22 protein-coding genes and 1 pseudogene are annotated in these 23,693 nt (G+C 69.0%); 10 read left to right on the top strand and 13 right to left on the bottom strand.

The features are described 5' to 3' along the window. Positions 1-42: 42 nt before the first annotated feature. Positions 43-1,314: a hypothetical protein gene (locus FL344_RS24870; RefSeq protein ID WP_141620261.1), complete on the bottom strand. Its 1,272-nt coding sequence runs from the start codon at positions 1,312-1,314 to the stop codon at positions 43-45. A gap of 258 nt (positions 1,315-1,572) precedes the next feature. On the opposite strand from FL344_RS24870, the gene FL344_RS24865 reads away from it, so the two are divergent. Further along, on the top strand, positions 1,573-1,791 hold the full coding sequence (locus FL344_RS24865; RefSeq protein WP_228558360.1) for a hypothetical protein: 219 nt from the start codon (positions 1,573-1,575) through the stop codon (positions 1,789-1,791). Positions 1,792-1,943: 152 nt separating this feature from the next. Here FL344_RS24865 and FL344_RS24860 read toward each other — a convergent pair whose 3' ends face one another. From FL344_RS24860 to FL344_RS24845, 4 genes are all read right to left on the bottom strand, one after another. Beyond that, positions 1,944-2,462, bottom strand: coding sequence for a hypothetical protein (locus tag FL344_RS24860; protein ID WP_194863238.1), 519 nt, complete (start codon positions 2,460-2,462; stop codon positions 1,944-1,946). A 155-nt stretch (positions 2,463-2,617) separates the two neighbouring features. Continuing rightward, positions 2,618-3,331, bottom strand: coding sequence for an MOSC domain-containing protein (locus FL344_RS24855; protein ID WP_141620259.1), 714 nt, complete (start codon positions 3,329-3,331; stop codon positions 2,618-2,620). A 115-nt stretch (positions 3,332-3,446) separates the two neighbouring features. Further along, positions 3,447-3,968, bottom strand: coding sequence for an Erp protein (locus FL344_RS24850; protein WP_141620258.1), 522 nt, complete (start codon positions 3,966-3,968; stop codon positions 3,447-3,449). Between the two features lie 30 nt (positions 3,969-3,998). After that, positions 3,999-6,530, bottom strand: coding sequence for an RND family transporter (locus FL344_RS24845; RefSeq protein ID WP_228565348.1), 2,532 nt, complete (start codon positions 6,528-6,530; stop codon positions 3,999-4,001). A gap of 399 nt (positions 6,531-6,929) precedes the next feature. On the opposite strand from FL344_RS24845, the gene FL344_RS24840 reads away from it, so the two are divergent. Both FL344_RS24840 and FL344_RS24835 read left to right on the top strand, forming a co-directional pair. Then, positions 6,930-9,410 (top strand): RND family transporter, encoded by a 2,481-nt coding sequence (locus FL344_RS24840; protein ID WP_141620257.1) that lies wholly within the window; start codon positions 6,930-6,932, stop codon positions 9,408-9,410. 31 nt (positions 9,411-9,441) lie between these two features. After that, complete coding sequence (locus FL344_RS24835; RefSeq protein WP_141592999.1) at positions 9,442-9,741, top strand: hypothetical protein; 300 nt, start codon at positions 9,442-9,444, stop codon at positions 9,739-9,741. A 12-nt stretch (positions 9,742-9,753) separates the two neighbouring features. Here FL344_RS24835 and FL344_RS24830 read toward each other — a convergent pair whose 3' ends face one another. Then, the gene (locus FL344_RS24830; protein WP_141620256.1) at positions 9,754-10,626 is read right to left on the bottom strand and encodes a hypothetical protein; all 873 of its coding nucleotides are present in this window, start codon (positions 10,624-10,626) and stop codon (positions 9,754-9,756) included. A gap of 202 nt (positions 10,627-10,828) precedes the next feature. Here FL344_RS24830 and FL344_RS24825 point away from each other — a divergent pair, with 202 nt between their 5' ends. The 5 genes from FL344_RS24825 to FL344_RS24805 all read left to right on the top strand — a co-directional run bounded on the left by FL344_RS24825 (position 10,829) and on the right by FL344_RS24805 (position 15,412). Further along, on the top strand, positions 10,829-11,878 hold the full coding sequence (locus FL344_RS24825; RefSeq protein ID WP_141620255.1) for an NAD(P)/FAD-dependent oxidoreductase: 1,050 nt from the start codon (positions 10,829-10,831) through the stop codon (positions 11,876-11,878). Further along, a complete protein-coding gene (locus FL344_RS24820) occupies positions 11,859-12,785 on the top strand; it encodes an AraC family transcriptional regulator (RefSeq protein WP_141620254.1) in 927 nt (308 codons plus the stop codon). The genes FL344_RS24825 and FL344_RS24820 overlap by 20 nt, the downstream gene beginning before the upstream one ends. A 90-nt stretch (positions 12,786-12,875) precedes the next feature. Beyond that, positions 12,876-14,273: a DUF4340 domain-containing protein gene (locus FL344_RS24815; RefSeq protein WP_141620253.1), complete on the top strand. Its 1,398-nt coding sequence runs from the start codon at positions 12,876-12,878 to the stop codon at positions 14,271-14,273. 100 nt (positions 14,274-14,373) lie between these two features. Next, on the top strand, positions 14,374-14,958 hold the full coding sequence (locus FL344_RS24810; RefSeq protein WP_141620252.1) for a hypothetical protein: 585 nt from the start codon (positions 14,374-14,376) through the stop codon (positions 14,956-14,958). Between the two features lie 49 nt (positions 14,959-15,007). Beyond that, positions 15,008-15,412: a hypothetical protein gene (locus FL344_RS24805; protein ID WP_141620251.1), complete on the top strand. Its 405-nt coding sequence runs from the start codon at positions 15,008-15,010 to the stop codon at positions 15,410-15,412. A gap of 12 nt (positions 15,413-15,424) precedes the next feature. Here FL344_RS24805 and FL344_RS24800 read toward each other — a convergent pair whose 3' ends face one another. The 6 genes from FL344_RS24800 to FL344_RS24775 all read right to left on the bottom strand — a co-directional run bounded on the left by FL344_RS24800 (position 15,425) and on the right by FL344_RS24775 (position 21,398). Then, positions 15,425-16,006: a dual specificity protein phosphatase gene (locus FL344_RS24800; RefSeq protein ID WP_141620250.1), complete on the bottom strand. Its 582-nt coding sequence runs from the start codon at positions 16,004-16,006 to the stop codon at positions 15,425-15,427. Continuing rightward, the gene (locus FL344_RS24795; RefSeq protein WP_141592992.1) at positions 16,003-17,001 is read right to left on the bottom strand and encodes a hypothetical protein; all 999 of its coding nucleotides are present in this window, start codon (positions 16,999-17,001) and stop codon (positions 16,003-16,005) included. Before FL344_RS24795 ends, FL344_RS24800 begins: the two co-directional genes overlap by 4 nt. Next, positions 16,991-18,241, bottom strand: a complete 1,251-nt coding sequence (locus FL344_RS24790; RefSeq protein WP_090486596.1) for a GtrA family protein — start codon at positions 18,239-18,241, stop codon at positions 16,991-16,993. Before FL344_RS24790 ends, FL344_RS24795 begins: the two co-directional genes overlap by 11 nt. Next, complete coding sequence (locus FL344_RS24785) at positions 18,234-19,160, bottom strand: phosphatase PAP2 family protein (RefSeq protein WP_141592990.1); 927 nt, start codon at positions 19,158-19,160, stop codon at positions 18,234-18,236. Before FL344_RS24785 ends, FL344_RS24790 begins: the two co-directional genes overlap by 8 nt. Further along, on the bottom strand, positions 19,138-20,472 hold the full coding sequence (locus FL344_RS24780; protein ID WP_141620249.1) for an inositol-3-phosphate synthase: 1,335 nt from the start codon (positions 20,470-20,472) through the stop codon (positions 19,138-19,140). Before FL344_RS24780 ends, FL344_RS24785 begins: the two co-directional genes overlap by 23 nt. Positions 20,473-20,870: 398 nt before the next feature. Then, on the bottom strand, positions 20,871-21,398 hold the full coding sequence (locus tag FL344_RS24775) for a pyridoxamine 5'-phosphate oxidase family protein (protein WP_141592988.1): 528 nt from the start codon (positions 21,396-21,398) through the stop codon (positions 20,871-20,873). 124 nt (positions 21,399-21,522) lie between these two features. Between FL344_RS24775 and FL344_RS24770 the strand changes: the two genes are divergently transcribed. Further along, positions 21,523-22,017, top strand: a complete 495-nt coding sequence (locus FL344_RS24770) for a hypothetical protein (RefSeq protein WP_090486584.1) — start codon at positions 21,523-21,525, stop codon at positions 22,015-22,017. Positions 22,018-22,024: 7 nt separating this feature from the next. Here FL344_RS24770 and FL344_RS24765 read toward each other — a convergent pair whose 3' ends face one another. Further along, positions 22,025-23,008 (bottom strand): aldo/keto reductase, encoded by a 984-nt coding sequence (locus FL344_RS24765; protein ID WP_141620248.1) that lies wholly within the window; start codon positions 23,006-23,008, stop codon positions 22,025-22,027. Between the two features lie 170 nt (positions 23,009-23,178). Here FL344_RS24765 and FL344_RS24760 point away from each other — a divergent pair. Continuing rightward, positions 23,179-23,693, top strand: a pseudogene (locus FL344_RS24760) (hypothetical protein); the annotation flags it as partial.

Genomic DNA, 23,693 nt, shown 5'->3' with positions numbered 1-23,693 from the left:
AGGCCTGCCCAATGTGGGATGGCACCTCTGGGCTGGCAAGCGTCACGCGGCGACAGCGTGGTCCAGTGAGCGCCAGGTCCCCAGCGCCCAGTCCTGCTCGTCCGGGTCGTCGAAGCTCACCACACACAGGGCGCGGCGCTTGCCCGAGGTACACAGGGCGGTCAGCCGGCACTCGCCCGGCTCCATGCGGAGTGAGGCCCGTCCGCTGACCCGCTTGCCGTGGTGCTCCAGGTCCATCGCGCGGCGCTCCATGAAGGAGGGCATGAGGCTGTCGGCGCCACCGTCCTCCAAGGGGACGAAGCGCACGCTGCGCCGATGGTCCCGGGCCACCCATGTTCCATCCTGGAGGTACGCCTCCGCGAGCGACCCTGGGATGCGAATCTCCCAGCCCGCTGGCAGCGCCACCTGGACCTCGCCGCGCCGGTAGCCCATGGGCGGGCCGCCAGATGCCTGCGAGGCGCGCTGGTGGACTTCCTCGGCCAGGGTGCCTCCCACGCCCAGGAAGCCGAGCACCTCCTGCCACTCCCGCCACGGATAGGGCAGGGACGGGTCCTCGCGCCAGGCCTGCTCCAGCAGGCGGGCCACATCGCGCATCAGGTGGCGCTCGTCGTCCAGCAGCGGTGGGCGCCAGACCACGTCCGTCCACAGGCGGCACCGCGCGCGATTGAGCCGCATGCGCGCGTCGATGCCCGGCGTCCACCAGGGGAACACGTCGATGCCCCTGCGCGGGTCCTCGTACACGTCCACCAGCCAGCGCGCGTCGCGAGGCCCCAGCGGCGTCAGCAGCGCACCGGGATATTCGAAGGTGTGGCCGAAGCGCATGGACAGTGCGAAGCCGGACTCGCCCTGACGGCGCATGCGCAGCACCCACCCCACGGCTTCCTGGAGCGACGCCAGCATGTGCACATCCACGGGCCCGGCGTCTCCCGTGTGGAAGTAGCCGGTGGGGTCACCCCCCTTCGAGGACGCGCGACCCTCCGCCCAGAGGATGCCGAGCGCGTCACCCATGGCTCTCAGCGTGTCGCAGAGGAAGCGGTGGTAGCCGGGGCCCACGGCGGACGTCTCCGCGGACACGGAGACGTGGGCGCCCGAGGTGGCCGCCAACACGACCTCGCCCGCTGCCGGATGCAGCCGCAGCCGGAGCGTGGGGGCACCCAGGGGGCTGGTGCCCAGTACGACGCTTTCGAGCAGCTCGCCATGGTGCTCGTGGAACCACGACGACATCCGCTGGAGCCAGGGGATGGGGCCCTCAGGAGGAGAGAACAGGTGTTCGCTTCTCCGTCGCCTGCCGGCCAATGCCAACTTCACGCTCATCGCATCCCACCCAGCTTTTGAACCGAGGTTCAGGTTCGTTTGACTATTTCAGCGTGGCTCTCCTTGAAGGTGCCACTGACGGGCAGTGGCTGCCCGCTCGTCCTCAACGTGGTCACGCACGGCAGGCGTGGGTTCATCCATACGGCGGGCCGTGTGCGGGTCTCCAAGAGAAAGTCATAAGCATCCGTTCGGGCAGGCGGCCAGATGCCAGGTGCCCATTTCGGAGGGGGGCCCCAGGTTGGAGGAAAGGAGGCCGCCATGAGCAAGAAGGACGTGTTGCACATTCCACCTGAAGCCGTCCCCACCGCGCCTGACCGGAATGCAGACACCGAGGACGAGCAGCGCTCGCCGCGCGGCAGTCCGCCCGCGCTGCAGCCGGAGGGTGGTCCCGCCGGCACGCCGGGAACGGGTGGCAGCCAACGCATCATCGAGCCGGTGAAGTCACCGCAGCCGTATCCGGGCTTCAGCGTGAGCTGAGTCCCACGCTGATGACACACGGGGCGATGCCCGCGGCACAGGCGCCGCGGGCATCATCTCTTCTTTCGCCGTCGTGTCTTGCGCCACAAAGGGCAATGCCCGCGGCACGGTCTCCGCGGGCATCCTCTTGTTGCGGTGAAGTGAGGGCCGGCCTAGCGCGTCGAGCCCGTCTCCGGGAGCGGCGTGGGCGGCGTCATCCGGGTGTCCGGGTCCGTCATGCCGCTGCCGCCGGTACCCGGATCCAGCCTGGAGTCGTCATCGGCATCCAGCTCATCGGTGCCCGTGTTGTCGAGCGGCTCCACGTCACCCGCGCCGCCCGTGCCCGGCTCGCTGCTCATGTCCGGGTCGAGGTTCGGGTCCACCTCCGTGCCGGTGCCGCCGGTGCCTGGGTTCAGCGTCGGGTCCGCGTTGGGGTCCACGGTCTCCGAATCGGGCGACAGGGCCGGGTCATCCATGCCCGTGCCGCCCGTGCCAGGTGGTGTCGTGGTGTCCGTGCTGGTGTCTGTACTCGTGCCGGTGTTCGGGTCACTCATCGTGCCCATGCCGCTGGTGTCAGTGGTGTCTGTCGTTTCTCGGGTCGCGCCCGAGTCGGACTTACAGGCGGTGGCAAACGCGAGCGCACCGGCGGCGAGAGAGGCAAGGACGGCCTTCGTCTTGAGGAACTTCGTCATGGTTCGTTCTCCGGTCGGTTTGTGTCTGACTGCTGCTGGCCGGGAACGTGAGCAGCCGACGGGCGGTCTGCTAGAGGCCCCTCCCATGGCCGCCTGCCCTTCAGGCGGCGGCGGAAATGGGACGCGGGGACGGCTTGCGGTGCGGGCAATGTCTTTCAGTCGGCGCTGTTGGGGCCCACCAGCCGCGGGCGGTCGTCTCCGCGGTTGCCCTGCGCGCGTCTGCGGAGCGAGTCACGCCAGTTCGGCGTCAGCAAGGGACACTCCGCCAGCAGCGCGGCGTCCTCCGGCGCGTGGCCGTGCATGGCGTGATTGGCGAAGGCGACGGTGAAGGTGGGAAAGGGCCGCTCGAGCAACGCCACCGCGTCGCCTTCCTGGACGGGCCCTTCCTCCAGCACGCGGTAGTACCAGCCGGTGCGGCCGGTCTGCTGGAGCAGCAGCGACAGGTCGCGCTGTCCCCAGCGGCGCGCGGGCTTCCAACAGGGCTGGCGAGGTTGGGATACCTGCACGCGTGCGCCGCCCACGCGCAGCACGTCTCCGATGCAGACGTCCGCTTCCGTGACCTGGGAGAGCACCCAGTTCTCACCGAAGGCGCCGGGGCCCACGTCGGCGCGCGCCAGGCGTTCGCGCCAGAAGTCGTAGTGTGTGACGGGATAGGCGAAGACCGCCTTCTCCGGGCCGCCGTGAACCTTGCGGTCCGCCTGCCCATCTCCGGCGAGCCCCGTGCGTGACAGCCACACCGGGCCCGTCACCGGCTCCTTGAAGATGGCGCTGGTCCAGGGCCGCTCCAGCGGCGAGGCGGCGCCGGCCACGCCCAGCTCCCGGGGCATGCCCACGCGCAGCGACAACACGCGCGTCACGAGGGTCTCCATGCCCGCGGACAAAGCAGGCGCGGACGCGCCTGTCCAGCATGGCAACGCCCCATCCGCGGCGCCGCGAGTCCCGCGGTGCCGGATGGGGCGCTGCTTCAGGGTGACGCCGCGAGGGCTAGAAGCCGGTGCCGCCGTCGTTCACGACGCCGGAAGGCGCGGGGACGGTGTTGGACGTCCCGGTGCCCGTCGGGGCGCCGAATTCGGGCGTGGTGCCGACGCCTGGCGTGGGCAGCACCCCGGAGCCGCCCGTGCCCGCGTCCGTGTTGTAGGGCGTGGTGCCCGGAACGGTGGACGTGGCGCCCTCCGCGCCCGTGTTGTAGGGCGTGGTGCCCGTAGCGCCGGAGCCGCCCGTGCCCGGCGTCGTCGTGGACGTTCCCGGGGGCAGGGTGTTGGGGTTCGTCGCCGGGGGCAGGGTGTTGGGGTTCGTGTTCGTCGAGCCCGTCTGCGGCGTCGTGCCGGGGCCCGTGCCCGGCGTGGTGTTGCCCGGCGCGGTGCCCGGCGTCACCGTCTGTCCGGTGGACGGGTCCACCTGCGCCACCTGCACCGGAGCCTCCGTCGCGCTACACGCGGTTCCCAACGCCAGGGTACCCGCCAGTGCTCCGGCCCACATCCAACCCCGCTTCATCTGCTTCGCCATGCTGCTCCCTCCGTCGTGGGTGTGTGTGTTTCAGCTTGCGTGCGTGGGCTCGCCGCGCCCCGAATGGCGCGGCGGCTCCCGTTTCTGCGATTCCTTTCGGGCGGAATGGCGCTTCAGCCTGCGCTCCGACAGCACCAGCAGCAGGGCCGGGAAGGCCACCAGCATGATGAGGAGGTTGGTGGCGAAGCCCAGATTGGCAAGTGCGCCAATGGAGTTGAGGCCCGGGTGGTCAGCGAGGAAGAGCGCACCGAAGCCCATCGCGCTGGTCAGCAAGCCGCCGCAGATGGCCTTCCCCGTCTCCGAATACACCGACACGAAGTCATGGCCCGGTGACGACAAGCGCGTCAGCAGGTGCACCCCCGCGTCCACCGTCGTTCCGATGAGAATCGGGATGACGAGGATGTTGAGGTAGTTGAACTCCAGTCCCAGCAGCGGCATCAGCCCCAGCAGCGCCACCAGTGACACCACGGTGGGCGCCATGCACAGCAGGGCGATGCGCAGGCCGCCCAGCGTCAGCCACATGGCCAGCAATACCGCCAGCGTGGTGCCGCCGAGGATGCGTGGTGCCTCGTGCGTCACCATGTCGAGGATGTCCGCCATCACCATGGATTCGCCGGCCGCGGAGACGCGCGTGCCTTCCGGTGTCCCCACGCCGCGAACCTCCCGTGCCAGCGTGCGGACCGCCCTCCCGTCCGACTGGTTCACGGACGGGTAGACCATGACGAAGCCCCCCGACGTGCCCTGCCGGCCCAGGAACTGTTGCTGGACGCTCGGCGGCAGGTCGTCACGGGTGAAGGGCGGTGAGGCCGCCTGCCTGCGCAGCGACGCCACCTGCTCCCGTTGCCGTGCATCCAGCCGGTCCTCCGGGACGCGCTCCAGCAGCCGCGAGATGTCCTGGAGGACGCGCTGCTTGCGCGGCTGGTCCTTGGGCACCAGCGAGGACAGCGAGGCCACGAAGTCGATGGTGGAGTCCTTGCCTCGCTCGCGTTGTCGCGCGTGGAGCCGCTCCACCATCGCCTGCTCCTCCTCGGGCGATTGGGTGAGCACCACCACCGGTGTTTGCGAATAGCCGATGAGCCGGTTGACCTCGCGGTCCAGCGTGAAGGACGGCAGGTCCTGGTCCTCCAGCGAGCCGAAGTCGAAGTCGAAGCGCACGCGCCCCGTCTGGCTCAGCAGCCCTAGCAGCAGCACGGCGGACACGGCGGTGATGACGTGCCGGCGGCGCAACAGCAGTTGGCCCGTGGGGGAGCGCGCGGTGGTGACGGAGGAGCGCCGGGGTGTCCACCCCCAGCGCGAGGCCAGGCCCAGCAGCGCGGGCAGCACCAGCACGTAGGCGACGATGAGCACCACCATGCCCACGCCCGCGATGACGCCGAACTCACGGAACGCGCGGAAGCGCGAGGTGCCCAGGACAAAGAACGTGACGGCCGCCACCAGCGCGGAGACGAGCGCCGCGCCGCCAGTGTGTGTGAAGGACGCGCGCGTGGAGTCCTCGGACGTGTGGCCTTCGCCGCGCAGGTGCAGGTAGCGCCCCAGCAGGTGGATGCCGTGCTCCAGGCCCAGTCCTCCGAGGATGGCGCCCAGGAAGCCCGTCAGGAGATTGACCTCGCCAAACACGAGCGCCACCAGGCCGTACGTCCACGCCAGGCCCGCGCCCACGGGTGTCAGCACCAGCCCCACCGCCAGCGCGCTGCGGAAGTGGAAGAGGAGGTAGAGCAGCATCAGCGCGGTGGCCACCGCCGAGGCCACGCCGATGTCGCGCGCAATCTGCTTCTGCTGGTCCAGCTTCTTCTGGAAGGTGCCGGTGATGTCTACCTTGAAGCCGGGCCCGTACTTCGACAGGTCCTGCGCGGCGAGCAGCCCGCGCACCTCATCGGTGACCTTGCGCGAGAAGCCCAGGTCCGCTGACGTGGTGTCCGGCTTGGCCAGGAGCACGATGCGGCGCTGGCCCTCATCCAGGTAGTAGTCACCCTGGCTGGTGGACAGCCGCTGTCCGGCCCCGCCCGCGTACTTCGCCTCCAGGTCGGAGAAGTCCAGGGACGGCGGCTCCTCCTCCACCAGCGGCACGTAGAGCGGGTTGGCCTGTTGCTGTTCCCACTGGAGCCGCGCCTCCAAGCGGCGGTGCACCTCCCGCAGGTCCTCTTCCGACAGGAAGTACAGGGCCCGGTCGCGGAAGAAGGCGCCGGGGCGCTGCGCCTCGACGAAGCGGATGCCGGGCAGGGCCTCCAGCTTGGGCGCCAGGTCATCCGCGAAGCGCTTCAGGGACTCGGGGTCCGCGCCTTCCCCCACCACCGCCACCCAGCCGAGCGCGCCGAAGCGGCGCTCCAGCTCCCGCAGGTCCTGCACGCTCTCGAAGGAGGACGGGAGCAGGTCCACGAGGTTGGCGTTGAGGTGCAGTCCTCGCGCAAGGAAGCCACCCAGGGCGGCCAGCACCAGCGCCAGCAGCAACGCCAACACCGGACGCCGGTGGTTGTGCGCGGCCATCGCGCCCAGTGCGCGCTCCACGCGCCCCATCCAACGCGGCTCGCCCGGAGGTGTCGTGTCGTTCGGATGCGGTCCCATCATCGGCTCGCGGCCACCACCCGCGGCCCCGGACCTCCCGGTCGCGCGGAGGGCGGAGCGGCTTCCCCTCCCTCGTGTGCTCGCATGCGCGAGCCCGTGTCGCCGGGGAACGTGACCACGGTGGGGGTGCGATGCAGGCGTCCACGTCCGCTTGTCTGCCCACCGGGTAGGGACAGCCAACAGCGCGGATGGGGGCCATCCAACCCGTCACATCCTCCAGGGCGGCGGCGTGTCGGGTGTCACAAGCAGGCGAGCATTCGCTCAAGGAGTGCATTACATGAGGCAGGTGATTCGCAGCCTTACTTTCCGCCTCACGGCATAAACGCGTTGACTCTCCCGTTAGCGCGTGCCCAAGGTGTCCGGCGATTCGGCCAGTCAACAGATGCAGGTGTCGCAAGCATGAGTGAGAAGCGTTGGTCGGAGCGGTTCGAAGGCGCCATGGGCCGCCTGGCGGTGCGGAACCACCGGAAGCCCTTCCAGGCGCTGCTCCTGGCTCTGGTGCTCACCGTGCTCGGCGCGTACTTCGCCAGGACGCTGACGCTCAACGCGGACTTCGTGGGCCTGCTGCCGAAGAACTTCCCCAGCGTTCAGGACATCGAGAAGCTGCGCAAGCGCTTCGGCGGTCAGGGCAACGTGGTGGTGGTGGGGATGGGCGCGGATCCGGAGGTGCTCAAGCGCTTCGCGGACGACATGGCGCCGAAGCTCGGGGCGCTGTCGGAGATTCGCTACGTCTCCCACCAGCGGCCCCGGTCCTTCTTCGACGAGCATTCGCTCTACTACGTGGACGTCGAGGACCTGGAGACCATCCAGGAGCGCATCGACGCGCGCATCCTCTGGGAGAAGCAGCAGGCCAATCCGCTCTTCGTCTCGCTGGTGGAGGAGGACCCTCCGTCCGTGGACTTCGCTGACATCGAGCAGAAGTACACCGGGCGCGCCAACCAGCGCCTCTCCGGGCAGGGCGACCTCTATTACATCAACCCCACCGATCGCATGGTGGTGCTGATGGCGAAGCCCCGGGGCAGCGCCGCGGACCTGAACTACTCGAAGAAGGTCGTGGGCCAGGTGGAGGACTTCCTGGCGCAGCAGGACCTGTCGAAGTACGGGCCCGGCTTCAAGACGGCCGTCACCGGTACCTTCAAGAAGAAGATTGATCAGCAGCGCGTCATCGTTGGCGACCTGGCGAGCGCGTCCACGCTGGCCATGGTGTTGCTGCTGGCGTACCTGGCCTTCCACTTCCGCAGCGCGTTGTCGGTGGGCCTCACCATGGCGCCGGTGATGGCGGGCCTGGGCTGGACGTACGGCTTCGTGGGGCTGGCCTACGGGCAGGTGAACCTCCTGACGGGCTTCCTCGCGGCGGTGCTGGGCGGTCTGGGCGTGGAGCACGGCATCCACCTGTTGGGGCGCTACACGACGCTGCGCTCGGAGGGGATGAATTCCGAGGAAGCGGTGGATGAGTCCTTCCGGCACACCGGCTTCTCCGCGCTCATCGCGGCGCTGGTGGCGGCGCTCACCTTCCTCAGCCTGGCCATGTCGGAGTTCAGGGCGTTCCGCGAGTTCGGCATCATCGCCGCGGTGGGCATGCTGGTGAGCATCTTCTCCTACGTGCTGCTGCTGCCCGCGCTGCTGGGGCTGGCCACGCGCTTCGGCTGGTCGCCGCGGGTGCAGCAAGAGGGGGCGGCCGGGCCGCTGAGCCTGCTGGCTCGCTGGCTGCCGCGCTCCTACCGGGGCGTGGGCATCGTGGTGGGCGTGGGCGTGCTGGCGCTGGTGTCACAGGCGTATCGCATCTCGTTCAACTACGACTCGCGCACGCTGGAGGACTACAAGCAGGCGTCAGCGGTGCTGGACCAGAAGGTGAACGACATCCTGGGCTACTCGCAGACGCCGGTGGTGGTGCTCACCGATTCGCAGGAGATGGAGCGCGAGGTGGTGCGCCAGTTGGAGGCGCGCAAGGCGGCGCGGGGGAAGGAGTCCACCATCGACTTCGTGGGCGCGCTGGATGACCTGGTCCCCAAGCGGCAGGACGAGAAGCAGGCCATCCTCCAGGCCATCTCCGCGAAGTTGGAGAAGCTGGACCCGGAGCGGCTGCCCGAGGACACGCGCAACACGCTGGTGCGCGCGCTGAACATGGCGAAGGCGAAGCCCTTCACCCAGGAGGCCCTGCCTACCAGCGTGCGGCACCAGTTCGAGAGCCTGGATGGCAGCACGGGCGGCGTGGTGCTGGTGTACGCCGGTGGCGTCAGTCTGTCGGACGGCGAGGGCACGCGGAAGTTCGCCAAGGAAGTGCGTGGTCTGCAGATGCCGGACGGCAGTCAGGTGTCGGCGGCGGGTGAGGCGCTCATCCTGGCGGACATCCTGGACATGGTGTCGCGCGAAGGGCCGCGCATCCTCGCGGCGGCGGTGCTGAGCGTGCTGGTGGCCATGTGGCTGACGCTGGGCAAGCTGCGCACCGCGCTCATCTGCATGTTGCCCACGCTGCTGTCCGTCGTCGGCCTGGTGGGGCTGATGTCGCTGCTGGGACTGCAGTTCAACTACCTCAACATCATGGTGCTGCCAGTGCTGGTGGGCACCACGGTGGACGCGGGGGTGCACCTGGTGCAGCGGCTGGGCGAGCGCGGCGCGGACTTCGTCTCCGTGTACGCGGAGACAGGCCGGGCCATCATGGGCGGCCTGCTGACGAGCGCCATCGGCTTCGTCGCGCTCATCCTGGCGAAGCATCCGGGCCTCAACTCCATTGGTGACCTGGCCAACCTGGGCTTCGGCATCAACCTCATCATCGTGTTGCTGGGCTTCCCGTCGCTGCTGCTGATGGTGGAGCGCTGGCGCCGCAAGCACAGCACGTCCTCGGAAGAGCAGACGGAGCAGCCCGCGCCGGAGGCGTGAGGGTCGCTGGCCGCTGGCTGCTTCGCTCGATATGAGTGCCGTGAGGTGGGCGATGACGCGGATGTGGATGCGGAGCAGTGGGCAGCGGTGGCTGATGCTGGCGACCGTCGGAGCGGCGGCCCTGGCCGGCTGCCGTCACGGTTCGGAGCGCGAGGAGAAGAGGGGCGAGACGCGCTGTGCCGAGTCTCGGAACCTCACCTGTGTCACCGGCGTGAATTGCACCATGGACCGCGAGCGCGGCTGTGAGGTGTGCCGGTGCTCCACGGCGAGCGGGCTGGAGCCCACCGATAATCGCAGGCCCGCGGCCATGGAGCCGGAGCGGCGCTGGTAGTCGCCGCGTGCTTCAACACCCGATGACGGGATAGTCCGCGGGGCGCAGGAGGAGGCGCCACGCGTTCCCCTCGCGGAAGAGCAGCCCGGTGACGGCCTGCCCCTTGAGCCCCACGTGGACCAGGTACTGCGTGTCGCCGCCGACGCGCAGCGAGGCGACGAGCTCTGTGCTGGCCTCGCCGTAGTCCGCGAAGCTGACGACGAGTGGCCGCCGGTCGACGTAGAGCAGGGATGCGCCAGGGGAGTCGCCCGGTGCGATGTGCGGCGCGCCCGGGAAGCACTCCAGCCGGGTGAAGGGGCCCTGTCGTTCCTGAATGCACGAGTCCAGCGGGACGCGTGTGTCGTCGCTCTGGCCATCGCGGCTGGACTCCAGCGTCACATGCCCTTCGGGTGAGGTCTTCCACCGGTAGCCAGGGGCGGGGAAGCCCGCGGGCGTGAAGGGTTCGGAGCCTTCGTCCACGGGATGCTCGAACGCGTCCGAGGTCCACTGCCCCGGGACAGGACGCTCCCGCGCCGTCTTGGGCGCGGGCATGCTCACCGTGCCGGTGACGGTGCCCGCCAGGGCCACGATGTGCTCACCGATGTCCGGCGTCCCCTTCGCCTGTGTGTAGACGCCCACGGTGTGGCAGACGGGCGGCAGGTCCACGTCCTCTTCGCCCGTGCACACGGCCTCCGTCCGCTGGAAGCGTGCCACCGCCATGCCCTGCGTGCCGACGAGCGTCATGACCTGGAGCCGTGAGGCCACGTCCTCCGGCGCATGCTCGCCCAGGACGACGCGGGCGGTGCGGCCGGAGAACGCTTCAATTTGGTACGGCGCGGTCCACCGCTCCTCGGCGGCGGCCCCGAACGAGGCCAGCGTGACTCCCAGCACCATGGCGTAGCGCATGACGTCCTCCTGATGAGGGCTGGGATAGCAACGCGCGTACCAGGGCCTGGAGGCTCGGACTGCGGCCCGCCAGCCACACCCTGGTGTCAGGCCGCCCGCCGTGGCGCCGCTCAAGGGGGGCCGCAACGAACGCGCGAATCCGCCGATTCGGCGTGAAGCCGCGCCCTCCCGGGGCCGGGGGGCCGCCGGTTAGCACTTCTCCATCGCGAATCGGGCGGCGTGGACGCGCCGTGAGGCCCTGGCCCTCGCCGGGCGGGGACTGGCCGGTGCCGCGCTGCCCCTGGGCTGCAGACACGCAATGGATGCGAAGAGGACGGACGACATGGAGCGCAAGGACGTGAAGGACGTGGTGGTGGTGGGTGGTGGCCCCGGGGGTTTGAGTGCGGCGCTGGCGCTGGGGCGTGGCCGCAAGAAGGTCCTGGTGTGCGACGCAGGGACGCCTCGGAACGCGGCAGCAGAGGAGGTGCACACCTACCTCACGCGGGATGGCATCCCGCCCCGGGAGTTCCGGCGTGTCGCCTGGGAGCAGATGCGCCCCTATGACGTGGAGCTGCGCGAGGCGCGGGTGCTGGACGTCGAGCGCGCGGGGACGGTGTTCCGCGTGGCGCTCGAAGGGGGCGGCGTGGTGGAGGCCCGCCGGGTGCTGCTGGCCACGGGGATGGTGGACGTGATGCGCGAGCTGCCCGGTTACAGCGACTTGTGGGGCAAGGCCATCTTCCAGTGCCCGTACTGCCATGGTTGGGAAATCCAGGACCGTGCCTGGGGCGTGCTGGCCACGAACGAGGTGTCGCTCGACTTCGCCGTGATGTTGACGGGGTGGACCCGCGACCTGGTGGTGTTCGCCATGGATGGTTTCGAGGTGCCCGCCGACAAGCGTGCGCTGCTGGAGAAGGCGGGGGTTCGGCTCGAGACGCGGCGTATTCGCGGCTTCATCGCGGCCGGGGAGAAGTTGGACGCGGTGGAGCTGGAGGACGGTACCCGGGTGCCCCGGGAGATTCTCTTCGACCGTCCACCCCAGCGGCAGTCGTCGCTCGTGCAGCGGCTGGGGCTCGAGCTGAACGAGGAGGGCTTCGTGAAGCTGAAGGGCCCGGGCGAGACGTCGGTGCCGGGCATCTACGCGGCGGGGGACCTCGGCACCCGGGCGCAGGCGGCCATCGTGGCCGCGTCCGCGGGGATGATGGCGGCGGGCATGTTGAACTATGACCTGAACCTGGAACGGGCGGGCGCCGCGCATGGACCTGCTCAGGGTTGAGCCCGGCGGCTTCGCTCGCTACGAAGGGGTGATGCCGCCCGAGACACGACCGCCGCCCTGGGGGCCCGATTCGTCGTCGCGCCTGGACTTCGAAAAAGGGCGGCTGCCGATATGGGCGGGGCGCCTTCAGGTCCACCCTCGGGGTGGGCGCGCCACCGCCGTGCACGCCTACGCCGTGGTGATGCTGGTGACGCGAGGCGAGTCGAAGATGCGGCACGCGGGGGACCTGGTGGTCCGGGCGGGAGACGTCCACCTGATTCCGCCCGGAGATGCGCACGGGGCCGGCGCTTCGAACGCGGAAGGGTGGGGCGTCGCCTTCCATCCGGATGCCTTGGGCGAGGACGGTGGGGCCGCGAACCGCCTGGGACCGTTGCTGCGGGTGCGCAAGGGCTGTCACCCCGTGCTGCGGCCCACGCTGCCGCAGCGCCGGAGGCTGGCGCGGTGGATGCGCCTGCTGTCGGAGGAGGTGGCCCGGAACGAGCCGGGGGGCGAGGAAGCCGCGCGCTCGCTGCTGCGGCTGGTCCTCATCGAACTGGAGCGCATGACGGTCCAGACGGGCGCGAGCGAGCCGCCCTCCCTGGGCTTGAGTCGCAAGGCGCTCACGTACATCGAGACGCACTGTCTGGAGCCGCTGTCGCTCGCGCAGGTGGCGAAGGCGCTGGGGCGCTCCTCCGCGCACGTCGCGGGCGTGGTGCGGCAGGAGACGGGCCGCACGGTGGGCGAGTGGATTCTGGAGTGCCGGATGGCGGAGGCACGCCGCCGGCTGCGTGGCACGGACGAGCGCGTGGACATCATCGCGGAGCGCGTGGGCTACGCGGACGTGACGCACTTCATCCGCCAGTTCCGCCGCGTCCACGGAGTGACTCCGGCCGCGTGGCGGCGCAAGGCGACGGCCGGGGCTCCATGAGCCGTCCCCTCCGAAAGTCACGGAGGGGGATGCCGAGACGTGTGGGGGTGAAGTAAGGGTTCGCTCTGGGCCCGGAGCCGAGGGAGAGCCATGAAGAAGGCGCTGGTCATCGTCGTTGGCGCAGCCGTGCTGCTGCTCGTGTTCATGTTCGTCGCCGGTGAGCAGCCGCCGGGGCAGCCGGAAGCCAGCGGTGGTGGACGCCAGTTGGACCTGTCGGGCTTCGACCCGGCCCGCGTCTCCGGGCTGGAGCTCTCGGGCGTCCGCCGCGCCACGCTGCAACGGGACGGCAGTGGGTGGACGGTCGCGGAACCGGGCTCGCCGGAGAGCCACTTCCTGGCGGACGATGCGATGGTGAAGGGCGCGCTGGAGTCCCTGGCCCGGGTGGCCGGGGCGAAGTTCGTCACCGGCGAGGCCGACCGGCTGAACGAGTTCTGGCTGGATGATGCGCGCGGGCTGAAGGTCCGCATTCTCCAGGAGGGCCGCCCTCCGCTGGAGCTGGTGCTCGGGAAGGATGGGGCGCCGAATGGTGGAACCTACGTGCGCAAGGCGGCCAACGCGGACGTCTTCGAGCACCCCTCATTGTTGGGCTGGTTGTGGCGTCGGCGCGTCATGGACTGGCGTGACGCGCGGCTGGTGCGGGGGGCGCCCGGGGACATCACGCAGTTGGTGTTTCGAGTCGGGGACGAAGCGCCGGTGACGGTGACGTCGAATGGCGCGCCCGGCGGCTGGCGGCTCGCGGAGGGGACGCAGGTGCCGGAGGGCTTCCGGTTCAGCTCGCACGTGGTCGAACAGGTCGTGCGGGACTTGTTGGAGGTCGAGGCGCAGGACGTGCTCGCGGGGGAGGCCGCCACGGAGGCGAAGGCCGCGCTCACCCAGGCGCATGACACGGTGGAGGCGCGCCTCAAGAATGGGAAGACGGTGGTGTTGCGGCTGAGCCGTGCGTCGGAGTCCAAGGACACCGTCTTCGTCCAGTTGGAGGGAGATGCGCGGGTGTACGAGGTGTCCGCGGTGGCGGCATCGCAGGTGCGCAAGCGGCTGGTGGACTTCCGCGACCTGCTCCTGCTGCGGTTCGCGTTGGAGAAGGTGAGCCAGGTGCGCGTCCAGGCCGGTGACACGACGGTGGTGGTGGCGAAGGAAGCGCAGGGCTGGGTGCTGCGTGAGCCGCAGTCGCCGCCGGAGTCCTTCCGGTTCGACGCGTCACAGGTGGAGGCGCATCTCCTCTGGCTTCAGCGGCTCGAGGCCTCGCGGCTCCTCGACGCGGCGGTGCAGGACGCGCAGGCGGGCCTGTCTCCGCCCGTGGCCTCCGTGGAGGTGAGTGAGGAGGGCGGCGCGGTGCAGACGTTGTGGCTCGGGAATGCAGTGCCGGACGCACCGGCGGGCTACCAGGAGGTCTACGCCCGAGGCTCGCGCGACGGCTTCACGTATGCCGTGGAGGACAGGGCTCGCGCCTGGTTGTCACGTGGCCTCGCGCTCTTCAGCGGGCCGTAGGTTCCACCGCGGGCTGCCTTCGAGGCGCTCAGCGTGCGTGTGTGGCAAGCTCCCTTTTGATGGAGGCTCTGAGAAGAGCCTTCTCTGGGGAGGAACAGCCATGGCTTCGTTGAAGCTACGTTGTGCGTTGCTGGTGGCGTTTCTTCAAAGCGGTTGTGTTGGAACCGTGGCGCAGAAGTATTGGCGGGACGCCGGCGGGCACATCGTCGTCGCGGGCCCCATGCTGGGCCCCTTCGACAACTTGCCGGCGTTGGCTCCCAGGCTGTGTGAAGCGATTCGGGTGATGCCAGGGGCAACGGTTGGCAACAGACGAGAAGGACAGGAGTACTGCGGCCTCGTCTATCAGCGGAATTTCGAAGCGGCTTTCTTCGCCAGTTACCCGTCCTCGATCAGTTCCCCCGTGCAGCTCCCGGGAGGAAGAAAGTCCTGTTCCGTCCCGAGCGCGGTGAGCGACCCCGACGCTTACAACATCAGCATCTACGCCGATTTTCACAGTCACCCATCGGTGACGACGTTCTCCAACGAAGACCTGCAAGCGCAGCGACAGCGGTACTACTTTCGCGTCATGTTCAATCCGCTCTGTGAGGTCTACCTTTACGATTTTCAGGAGCGGACTGTGTACCGGCTGATGGATGGTGAGTTTCATCCGACGAAGCGAGTCACGGATGATATCCGTGGCGAGTAGGCCGAAACGCAAGCTGGCATCGACAGCAGTCGAACTGGAGGCTACGTAGATGAAACCAGTCGGCTTCATCATCCTCATGAGCCTCATGAGTGGATGCATGTACCTGCGGTCCAAGACGCCAGTTGCGCCGCCCGAGGTCTCCGCCGGTATCCAGTTCCCGGAGTGGACAAAGGAAGCCTCGACCACCGTGGATGGCACTCAGTTGAAGGCGCTCCAACTCGCGATGGAGGACTTCCTGCCTCCCGGAACGAAGCCCCCCAAGAACGCGGATGCCATGACGCAGTGTCTCTATCGCATCGAGACGTATGACGCCTGGCTCCAGCGGGGCGAGAAGATGACCTTCGTTCACTTCACGCCCAGGGAGCAGGAGCGCTGTGGCCTGCGGCCGGAAGTCATGGACCCTGGCGCGAGCTATGCCATCAGCGATGACGGCGTCATCTTGAAGCGAGACTGAGCTGGGCGCGGCCTACGCCGCCCGCTCGGACGTCCGTGCCTGCCACGCGGCGACGAAGTCCGCGAGCCCGTTCAGTTGCCGGTCATTCAGCGTGGACTGCCACCGCGCCTGCCGCAGCTCCCGGTACGCGGTCGGTGCCTCCCAGCCGCGCGCCACCATCACCGCCAACCCCACCAGCGGGCCCCGGCCCACGCCGTGCTCGCAGTGCGTATACAGCGTGCCGCCCTGCTTCAGCCGGGGCAGGGCCCATTCCACGCCCCGCATCAGCTGCTCCACCGACGGCGGATAGCGGTCCGTCACGGGCAGGTTCAGCAGTTCGATGCCCAGCGCCTTCAACGCCTCCGCGTCGTCACAGCGCTCACCCCGCACGTCAATCACCGCGGTGATGCCGCGCGCCTTCAGCTCCGCGTACCGCGAGCGAGGCACCGCGCCACCCACGTACAGCCAGTCATTCACCTGAGACACGTTCAGCCCGCGCCCCGGCAGCTTCGTGGTCCACTCCACGCAGCGCGCCACTGAACGCAGCACCTGCTTGCGCACCCAGCCGCGCACACCCGGCACGTGGTGCACTTCCCTCAGCAACGCAAAACTCACAGGTCGCCCTCGAGCGTCACTTCCATCAGCCCCGTCACCGGTGCCTTGCCCTCACGCTCCAGCACCGCCCGGTGCAGGTACGTCACCGGCGAGCCCACCACCGAGCGCACCAGCCCGCCCAGCACCGCGCCCAAATCCTCCACTGGCGCGCTGCGCTGCATCAGCGAGGTGGAGCGCAGCACCATGGCAGAGGAGCCATCCGCGAACAGCTCCACCGTCCAAGAGCTCCGCTCCTTCACGCCTTCCCGCGCGAGCGTGAAGTGCTCCAGCAAGCGGGCCTTGGCGCCTTCCTCCCACGCGTACACGGGGCCGTATTCACCGTCCTGCCCCTCACGCGCCAGCAGCACCAGCTTCTCGCCGCCGAGCAGCGCCCGGAAGCGCACCCACCGCTTCGCAAGCTTCGCTGGAGCAATGGTGGAGCGCGTGTGGTCCGCGTACCCGCCACCCGTGTAGACGACGTCCTCGCCCTTGGGCCGCTTCACCGTCGCCTTCAACGCGCTGAAGGCCAGCGTCACCTCGTGGTGGTAGCGGTCCTTGCCCACCTCCACCTCGGTGCCTTCCTGGCCCTGGGGCGTCATGGGCGCGGCGTACTCCAGCAGCACCCGCCCGCCATCCAGCGGGACTTCCACGCGAGTGGCCCCATCCGCGGAGCGGGCCGAGCACGGCCCCATCTTCAGCGTGGAGCTCTCCTTGTCATAGCGCCAGTCGCGTGCCTTGACCTTCGTCTGCGCGGACCAGGCCTTCTGCCCCGGCGTCAGCACCGTGGTCCGGCACAGTCCGGTGCGCGAGCCGGGACCGATGTTCGTCACCGTCAGCTGCACGAAGATGAAGGTGCCGCCGTCCAGGTCGCCGATGAAGGTGAAGTTCTCCCCGTAGTTGTCACTGGGGGACAGCTTCGGCTCCAGCACCGCGCCCGCCGCCGCCACCGAGGGCAGCACGAGCGCGGTGACCACAGCCAGGCCCTTCAGCGCCTGGAGGCGCCCTTCAGGCCGCATGGGGGCGCTGCTCCATGAGCGCGTCCTCGGAAGCCGCCGCGTCGTTGTTGAAGACGTAGTCCCGCTGCAGCGGCAGGTTCCACGCGAAGTACACCACGCCGCGCACCAGCCACCACCCCAGCGCATAGGCCAGCTGCGGGTGCAGCGTCAGCAGCGCCACGCCGCCCGCGTTGAGCAGCGCGCTGGTTCCACTCACCACCGAGTAGCGCGCCAGCTGCCGCGCCACCGGGCCGTTGCTCTTGAAGGTGAGCACCCGGTTGATGGAGTAGTTCACCACCGCGCCCAGGCCGCAGCCCAGCACCGTGGCCCAGGCAGGCAGCATGCCCGCCCACTCCACCAGCGCCAGCACCAGCGCGAAGTCCACCGCCGTGGCCACCGCGCCCGCCAGGGCGTTGAGCCCGATGATGGCCTTGCCGGAGCGCGCCTCCTGACGCTTGGGCGCCAGCGCCTTCACCAGGTTGCGGAAGCGGGAGAGCGCCGTGACGTTGCTCATGACGGCCACGAAGACGAGCCCCACCACCGCGAGCCAGTGCATGGGGTGCTTCTCCTCGGGCCAGAAGACGGCCTCCAGGATGGGCGACAGCGCCGTGCCCGCGCCCATGAAGAGCACCCGCTCCAGCCGCTGCATGGCGCCGTCGCGCACGTTGACGCCCAGGCCTTCGCCCTTGGCGCGCACGTAGGGCACCAGCGAGGAGCCGAGCAGCGCCATCAGCGCGGGCAGCAGCACCCAGGTGTCCCGGTAGTACCAGGCCAGACCCATGAGCATCGCCGAGTCCACGTACCGGTCCAGCACCGAGTCCAGCGCCGCGCCCGCGGGGTTGGCCTCCTTGCGCGTGCGGGCGATGCGCCCGTCCATCACGTCCAGGATGCCCGCGAACAGGAAGAGCCACCCGCCCAGCGCGAAGCGGCCCGCCGCCACCGCCACGCCGGAAGAGATGCCCAGCAGGCCCGACAGCATGGACAGCGCGTTGGCCGGCAGGCCGGAACGCAGAATCACCGCCCACAACGGCTGGATGACCCAGAAGAAGTAGTGCCGCAGGAAGAAGCCCACCAGCCCGTTGCTGCCGCGCTTGAGCGTCTCCTCGTCGCGGGGAATGCCCTTGAAGGCGCAGCGGATACAGAAGAGGAGCAAGCCGCCGATGAAGTACGTGCAGGCGACGATGGCCGGTGCCAGCGCCGTCCAGATGCGGGCGGACGGAGACAGGTTTCCGGTCAACCACGCCATCAGGTTCTCAAGCACGGGTGTCTCCTCTTGTAGTCAACGACACGGCCCACGGGGCGGTGGCCGTCCAACGGGCGTAGACGCTTTCGACCACCAGGAATGCAACCGCCGCCACGCCCAGGCCCGCGAGTACGTCCAGGATGTAGTGGTGCGTCAGGTATACGGCGGAGAAGGCGACGAGCAACGCGAACAGCCCGGTGGAGATGCGCCACGCCCAGCCGCGCGACCACACGAACAGCATCACCAGGAAGGGGTACGCCGCGTGCAGTGAGGGCATGGCCCCGAACACGTTGGTGCTGCGCGAGTAGAAGCTCGCGAAATAACTGATGCCCAGCAGCTCGTCGAAACGGGCGGTCCCCGCGGGGTTGGGGGGCGCGGCCAGGTCGGCCGGTCCCGGGCCGTACTGGAGCACGTACCAGGGCGGCGCGGCGGGGTAGAGCACGTAGATGACGACGCCAATGGCGTTCGCCGCCAGGAAGCCCCAGCACAGCCTTTCGAAGAGCGAGTCCTTCTTCACGAAGAAGAAGATGGCCAGGATGAAGACCTCGTACAGGTACGCCGCGTAGGCGAAGCCGCACAGCAGGTCCAAGGCCGGGGTGAAGCGCGTGGCCCACCATTCGGGCCAGTGGGTGCCGCCGGGCGCCGGGAACCACTGGCGCTCCAGCTCCCACAGGTCGCCCGTGTGGATGGGGCCCCGCAGGAACAGCCAGAGCCCCTGGCTGTCCAGCAGCATCCCGGTCAGCCAAAGCGCGAGCCCACCGCGGAGGAAGCGCTGAAGGCGGGGGCCCGACCAGGCCACCCCCAGAATCAGCGCGTCCGCCGCGACGTGGTCCCACCGCAGCCGGCCGGTGGCGTACACCAGCGTCAAGTGGCTCAACCCCAGGACGGTGGAGAGCCACGTGAGCGCGGTGACCTTATTTGGAGAGCGGGAGGTCATCTCCGTAATAGTCGAGCCCGAGGTGGGTGATGGGGTCCTCGCCCGCGACGACGCGCAGCGTGTTCTTCAGCTTGGTGAGCTGGATGAAGAGGTCGTGCTCCACCGGCAGACCCGGCTGCGCCATGGGGGTCTTGAAGTAGAAGGACATCCACTCCTGGATGCCGCGCCACTCCAGCCGCTTGGCCAGGTCCAGGAACAGCGCGATGTCCAGCACCAGCGGGGCGGCCAGGATGGAGTCGCGGCAGAGGAAGTTGACCTTGATCTGCATCGGATAGCCGAGCCATCCGGTGATGTCGATGTTGTCCCAACCCTCCTTCGCGTCGCCGCGGGGCGGGTAGTAGTGGATGGCCACCTTGTGCGCGTACTTCTTGTACAGCTCCGGGTACAGGTCGGGCTGCAGGATGGTGTCCAGCACGCTCGACTTGGTGACTTCCTTGGCCTTGAAGGCCGCGGGGTCGTCCAGCACCTCGCCGTCGCGGTTGCCCAGGATGTTGGTGGAGAACCAGCCATCCAGACCCAGCATGCGGGCCTTGAGCGCGGGCGCGATGACCGTCTTCATCATCGTCTGGCCGCTCTTGAGGTCGCGGCCGGCGACGGCCACCGACTCCTGCTTGGCCAGCTCCTGGAGCGCCGGCGTGTCCACGCTGGCGTTGGGCGTCGCGTTCGCGAAGGGCACGCCCTCCTTGATGGCCGCGTAGGTGTACAGCGCGGTGGGGTTGATGTCCGGGCTGTTCTCGTCCAGCGCCTTCTCGAAGGCGGCCAGCGTCTTGAAGGACTCGGGCAGCGGACGGAAGGTCTCCACGCTGCTGCACACCACCATCACGGCGCGCGTCGCGTTGAGCTCCTTCTTGAAGTCGCGGATGTCCTGGCGCAGCGCTTCGATGCTCTCGCGGTGCGTCTTGGTGGCCTTGATGTGGTTGGCCTCGATGCGGCGCACGAACTCAGGGTCGTGCACGCCCTGCTTCGGCTTGATGCTCTGGAGGAACGGCTTCACCTCCTCCAGGTGCTTGTCGCTGAGCACGCCCGAGCGCACGGCCACTTCGTACGCGTCCTCACGGATGATGTCCCAGGCGCCGAAGGCCACGTCCTTCAGCTCCGCCAGAGGAACCAGCTCGTTGAGCTTCACGGTGCGCCCGTCGGTCCGCTTCCCCAGGCGGGCGGTGCCCATCTGCGTGAGCGAGCCAATGGGGTGACCCTTGCCCTTGCGCGCCAGCTCGACACCCGCCATCAGCGTGGTGGACACAGCGCCCAGACCCGGAATCAGGACCGCGAGCTTGCCGTCCGGCTTCGCGACCGACCTCTTGTTTTCCATCGTGATGTTCCTTCGTTAGACGTATTCGAGTCGGCCGTATGCGGGTCGGTACGATACCGGTCGTGCATGCGGAAAATCTCGAAAGCGGATGGTTGATACTCTAAAGCGTTCGGCACTTCAACGTCATGAGCGTGGCGGCTCTTACCACCCGAGGGCGCCGCACTCATGGATCAGGCCAGCCCGAGGTACAAGGCGAGGCGATCGACGCTGTCAGAGAAACACCAGGTCGTCAGAAGGACGACATCCACGGCACACTCCTCGGACAGGTTCGCCATGGGTTGATGGTGACCCATCCTGCTTGAAGGATGAAGAAGGTGTCAGTGGGACAGGGGAGACGGAGCCGTCGCGAGGCGCCGTCCTACCTTGATGACGGGCCCATTCCGGTGGGCCCGTCCGGCTCAGTGGGGCAGCGGGGCGTTGTCGTCCAGGTCGAGCTTCTGGTGGTCGCCCGGTGCGTAGGGCTGTCCGGTGAAGGCGGCCTTCACCATGCCGGTGAGCTGGACCATGCGGCTGCTGGGCGTGTCCCAATACTCGGCCTTCTCCACGCGGACGCAGAGCAGGGCGAGCTCGGGGTCGTCCAGGCCGTCGGGGAACCAGGCCTTGAGGGTGGGGTTCCACAGCGCGCGGGCCTTCTCCTTGTCGAGCACCAGCCGGCAACGGCCGCTCACGGAGACGTAGCGGTCCCGGCTCGGGTCCGAGTACGCGAGGTTGACGTGGTGGTCGTGCGTCACCTCGTCGACCTTGGGGGAATGCTCGCGGGTGAAGAACCAGAGCTCTCCGTCGAAGTCTCGTGCGTGCGTCCACATGGGGCGGCTGCGCAGGCTGCCATCCGCTTCCACGGTGGTCATCATCGCGACCTTGATGTCCTTGATGAGGTCATCGAAGTGCTCGGTGACATCTTGGGTGTCCTTTTTCTTCCTGGCCATCGCTGCCTCCCTTGGGAGCACAAGGTAGGCAGCGTGGAGGTCGGCGGGCACATGGCGGTGGGTTGGCCGCCGCCAGGGCAGGCGGGCCTGTGGTAGGTGGCCGGGCAGGAAAGCGAGGGTTCGGATGCTGAAGACGGCGTGGAACGAGTGGAGCCTCAAGGCGCTGCAGTTGGAGACGGCGGTGCTGGCGCTGGAGGAGATTGACCTGCCCGAGGAGATGCACGCGCTCCAAGAGGCGGCGGAGGAGAAGCTGCTGGCGCTGGCGCGCGCGTGGAAGGCCCGTCAGCCGCAGCGCGAGCCGCGCACGTGGGAGCGCCAGACGCTGCCCGACGGCATGCCTCGCGACGCCGAGCTCAAGGACCTGGTGGAGGGCTTCAAGGAGGACGGCAAGTCGTGGACGCTGCTTCGCGCCACCAGCGACCTCAAGGAAGTGGTGGAGACGGTGGTGTCGGAAGGCCGCGCCTGCATGGCCGCGGGCGGCGAGTACTACCTGGGCCAGTGGGACGCGAAGGAGTCCGTGCTGGAGGTGGGCCGCGACGACGAAGCGGACGAGCCCGGCACGGGCCTGGTGTTGGAGCCCACGGGCGAGCTCCAGTACACGCCGGACCCGGAGCTGTAGCCGCCGCTCAGCCCTCCAGCTCCTTCACGATGCGGGCGCGGAGCTTCTCGTCGGGCATCCGACCGAAGCCCGCGCGCACGTTGTCGGCGGCGTGCGAGGGTTTGCGGGTGGCCGGCCGGGGGCAGTGCACCGCTGGGTGCCCCAGGATGAACTTGAGGAACACCTGGGCCCAGCTGGTGCAGTCGATGTCCGCGGCCCAGCCGGGCAGGGGACGGCCGCGCACGCGCTCGAAGAGGGTGCCGCTGGAGAAGGGCTGCATGACGAGCACCGCCACGCCGTGCTCGGCGGCGGCGGGCAGCAGGCGCTTCTCCGCGTCGCGCTCCAGCACCGAGTAGGGCAACTGGACGAAGTCCGGCGTCTCCTCGCGGATGATGCGCTCCAGGTCCGCGAAGGCGCTGTGGGCGTAGTGCGTGATGCCGAGGTAGCGGATGCCGCCCTGGGCCTTCCATTCACGCAGGACGGGCAGGTGCGTGCGCCAGTCCACGAGGTTGTGAATCTGCATCAGGTCCATGCGGCCCTGGCCCATGCGCCGGATGGACTCCTGCATCTGCGCGATTCCTTCGTTCTTGCCGGTGGTCCACACCTTGGTGGCGAGGAAGGGCGTCTTCGCCGCGTCGAGCTTCCGCAGCAGCTCGCCCACCACGGATTCCGCGCGGCCGTACATGGGCGAGGAGTCGATGAGGCGCGCGCCCGAGTCGAGGAAGGTGCGGAGCACTTCGGCCAGGGGCGCTCGCTCGCCCGGTGCGGCGTCGAACGTCTGCCAGGTGCCGAGGCCGATGACGGGCAGCGCTTCGCCCGTGCTGGGAATGGGGCGTGTGAGCATGGCGGCTCCTCGGCCGCGCGAGGGCGCGGCGGTTTTCTCCGGGGGCTTCACGGTGGACGGGCCCGGTGCGGCCTTCTTCGCGGGCTGTGAGGCGGTGACGCCGGGCAGGAGCAGGCCACCCAGGGTCGCGGTGAGCACGTCGCGGCGGGACGGGGCACGGGAGGACATGGCGGCCCATGTTAGCGGCTGCGCTGAAGTGGACAGGTGACAGTTCCGCGCGGTGCCGGTGTTCTCTTGCACGAGCGGGGCGGCGAAGCCTCCCGATGATTTTTCCTGGCCCGGGTGCCCGCGCGATGCGGGCCGGGCCGCATTCAAAACAGTCCAGGAAGGTCCAGGCGATGAATCGCAAGGTCTCGGTGTGCGCGGGGATGATGGCGGCGATGGTGGCGTTCTCGGCCTCCGCAGAGGAGACGGCGGGCGGGCCGTCCTCGAGCGCCGCGAGCGGAGCGGCGTCTGTCGATTGGCCGGGCGTGGCGCGCGAGCTGTCCGCCCCGCCGCTGGTGGCCGCGGCGGAGCAACCGGTGAGCCACACCTTGGCCGCCGGGGCGCCCGAGGGGAGCGCGTCAGCGTCCGGCGCTGTGAGCCCTGTGGCACCGTCGAATGATGCGTCCTCCATGCCCGTCGTGCCTGAGGGGGCCAATGCGCCTTCGGCAGGCGCGCCCGAGGCGAAGGCGGAGGCCGACGCGAACGAAGTGCACATTCCGTTCAGCCTCACCCTGGTGCCGGGGCTGAGCACGTCGGGTTTCCACACCGGCAACGTGGTCAACAACGTGTCCATCGGCCTGGTGGCGACGCATGCGAAGCGGGTGGATGGCCTGGCGATGTCGCTGGCAGGCAACTGGGTGGGGGAGGG

This window comes from Myxococcus sp. AB036A, from assembly GCF_006547355.1.
GTDB lineage: Bacteria > Myxococcota > Myxococcia > Myxococcales > Myxococcaceae > Myxococcus > Myxococcus virescens.
The sequence above is the reverse complement of the archived record's forward strand: the minus strand, read 5'-3'. Positions and strand labels throughout refer to the sequence as shown.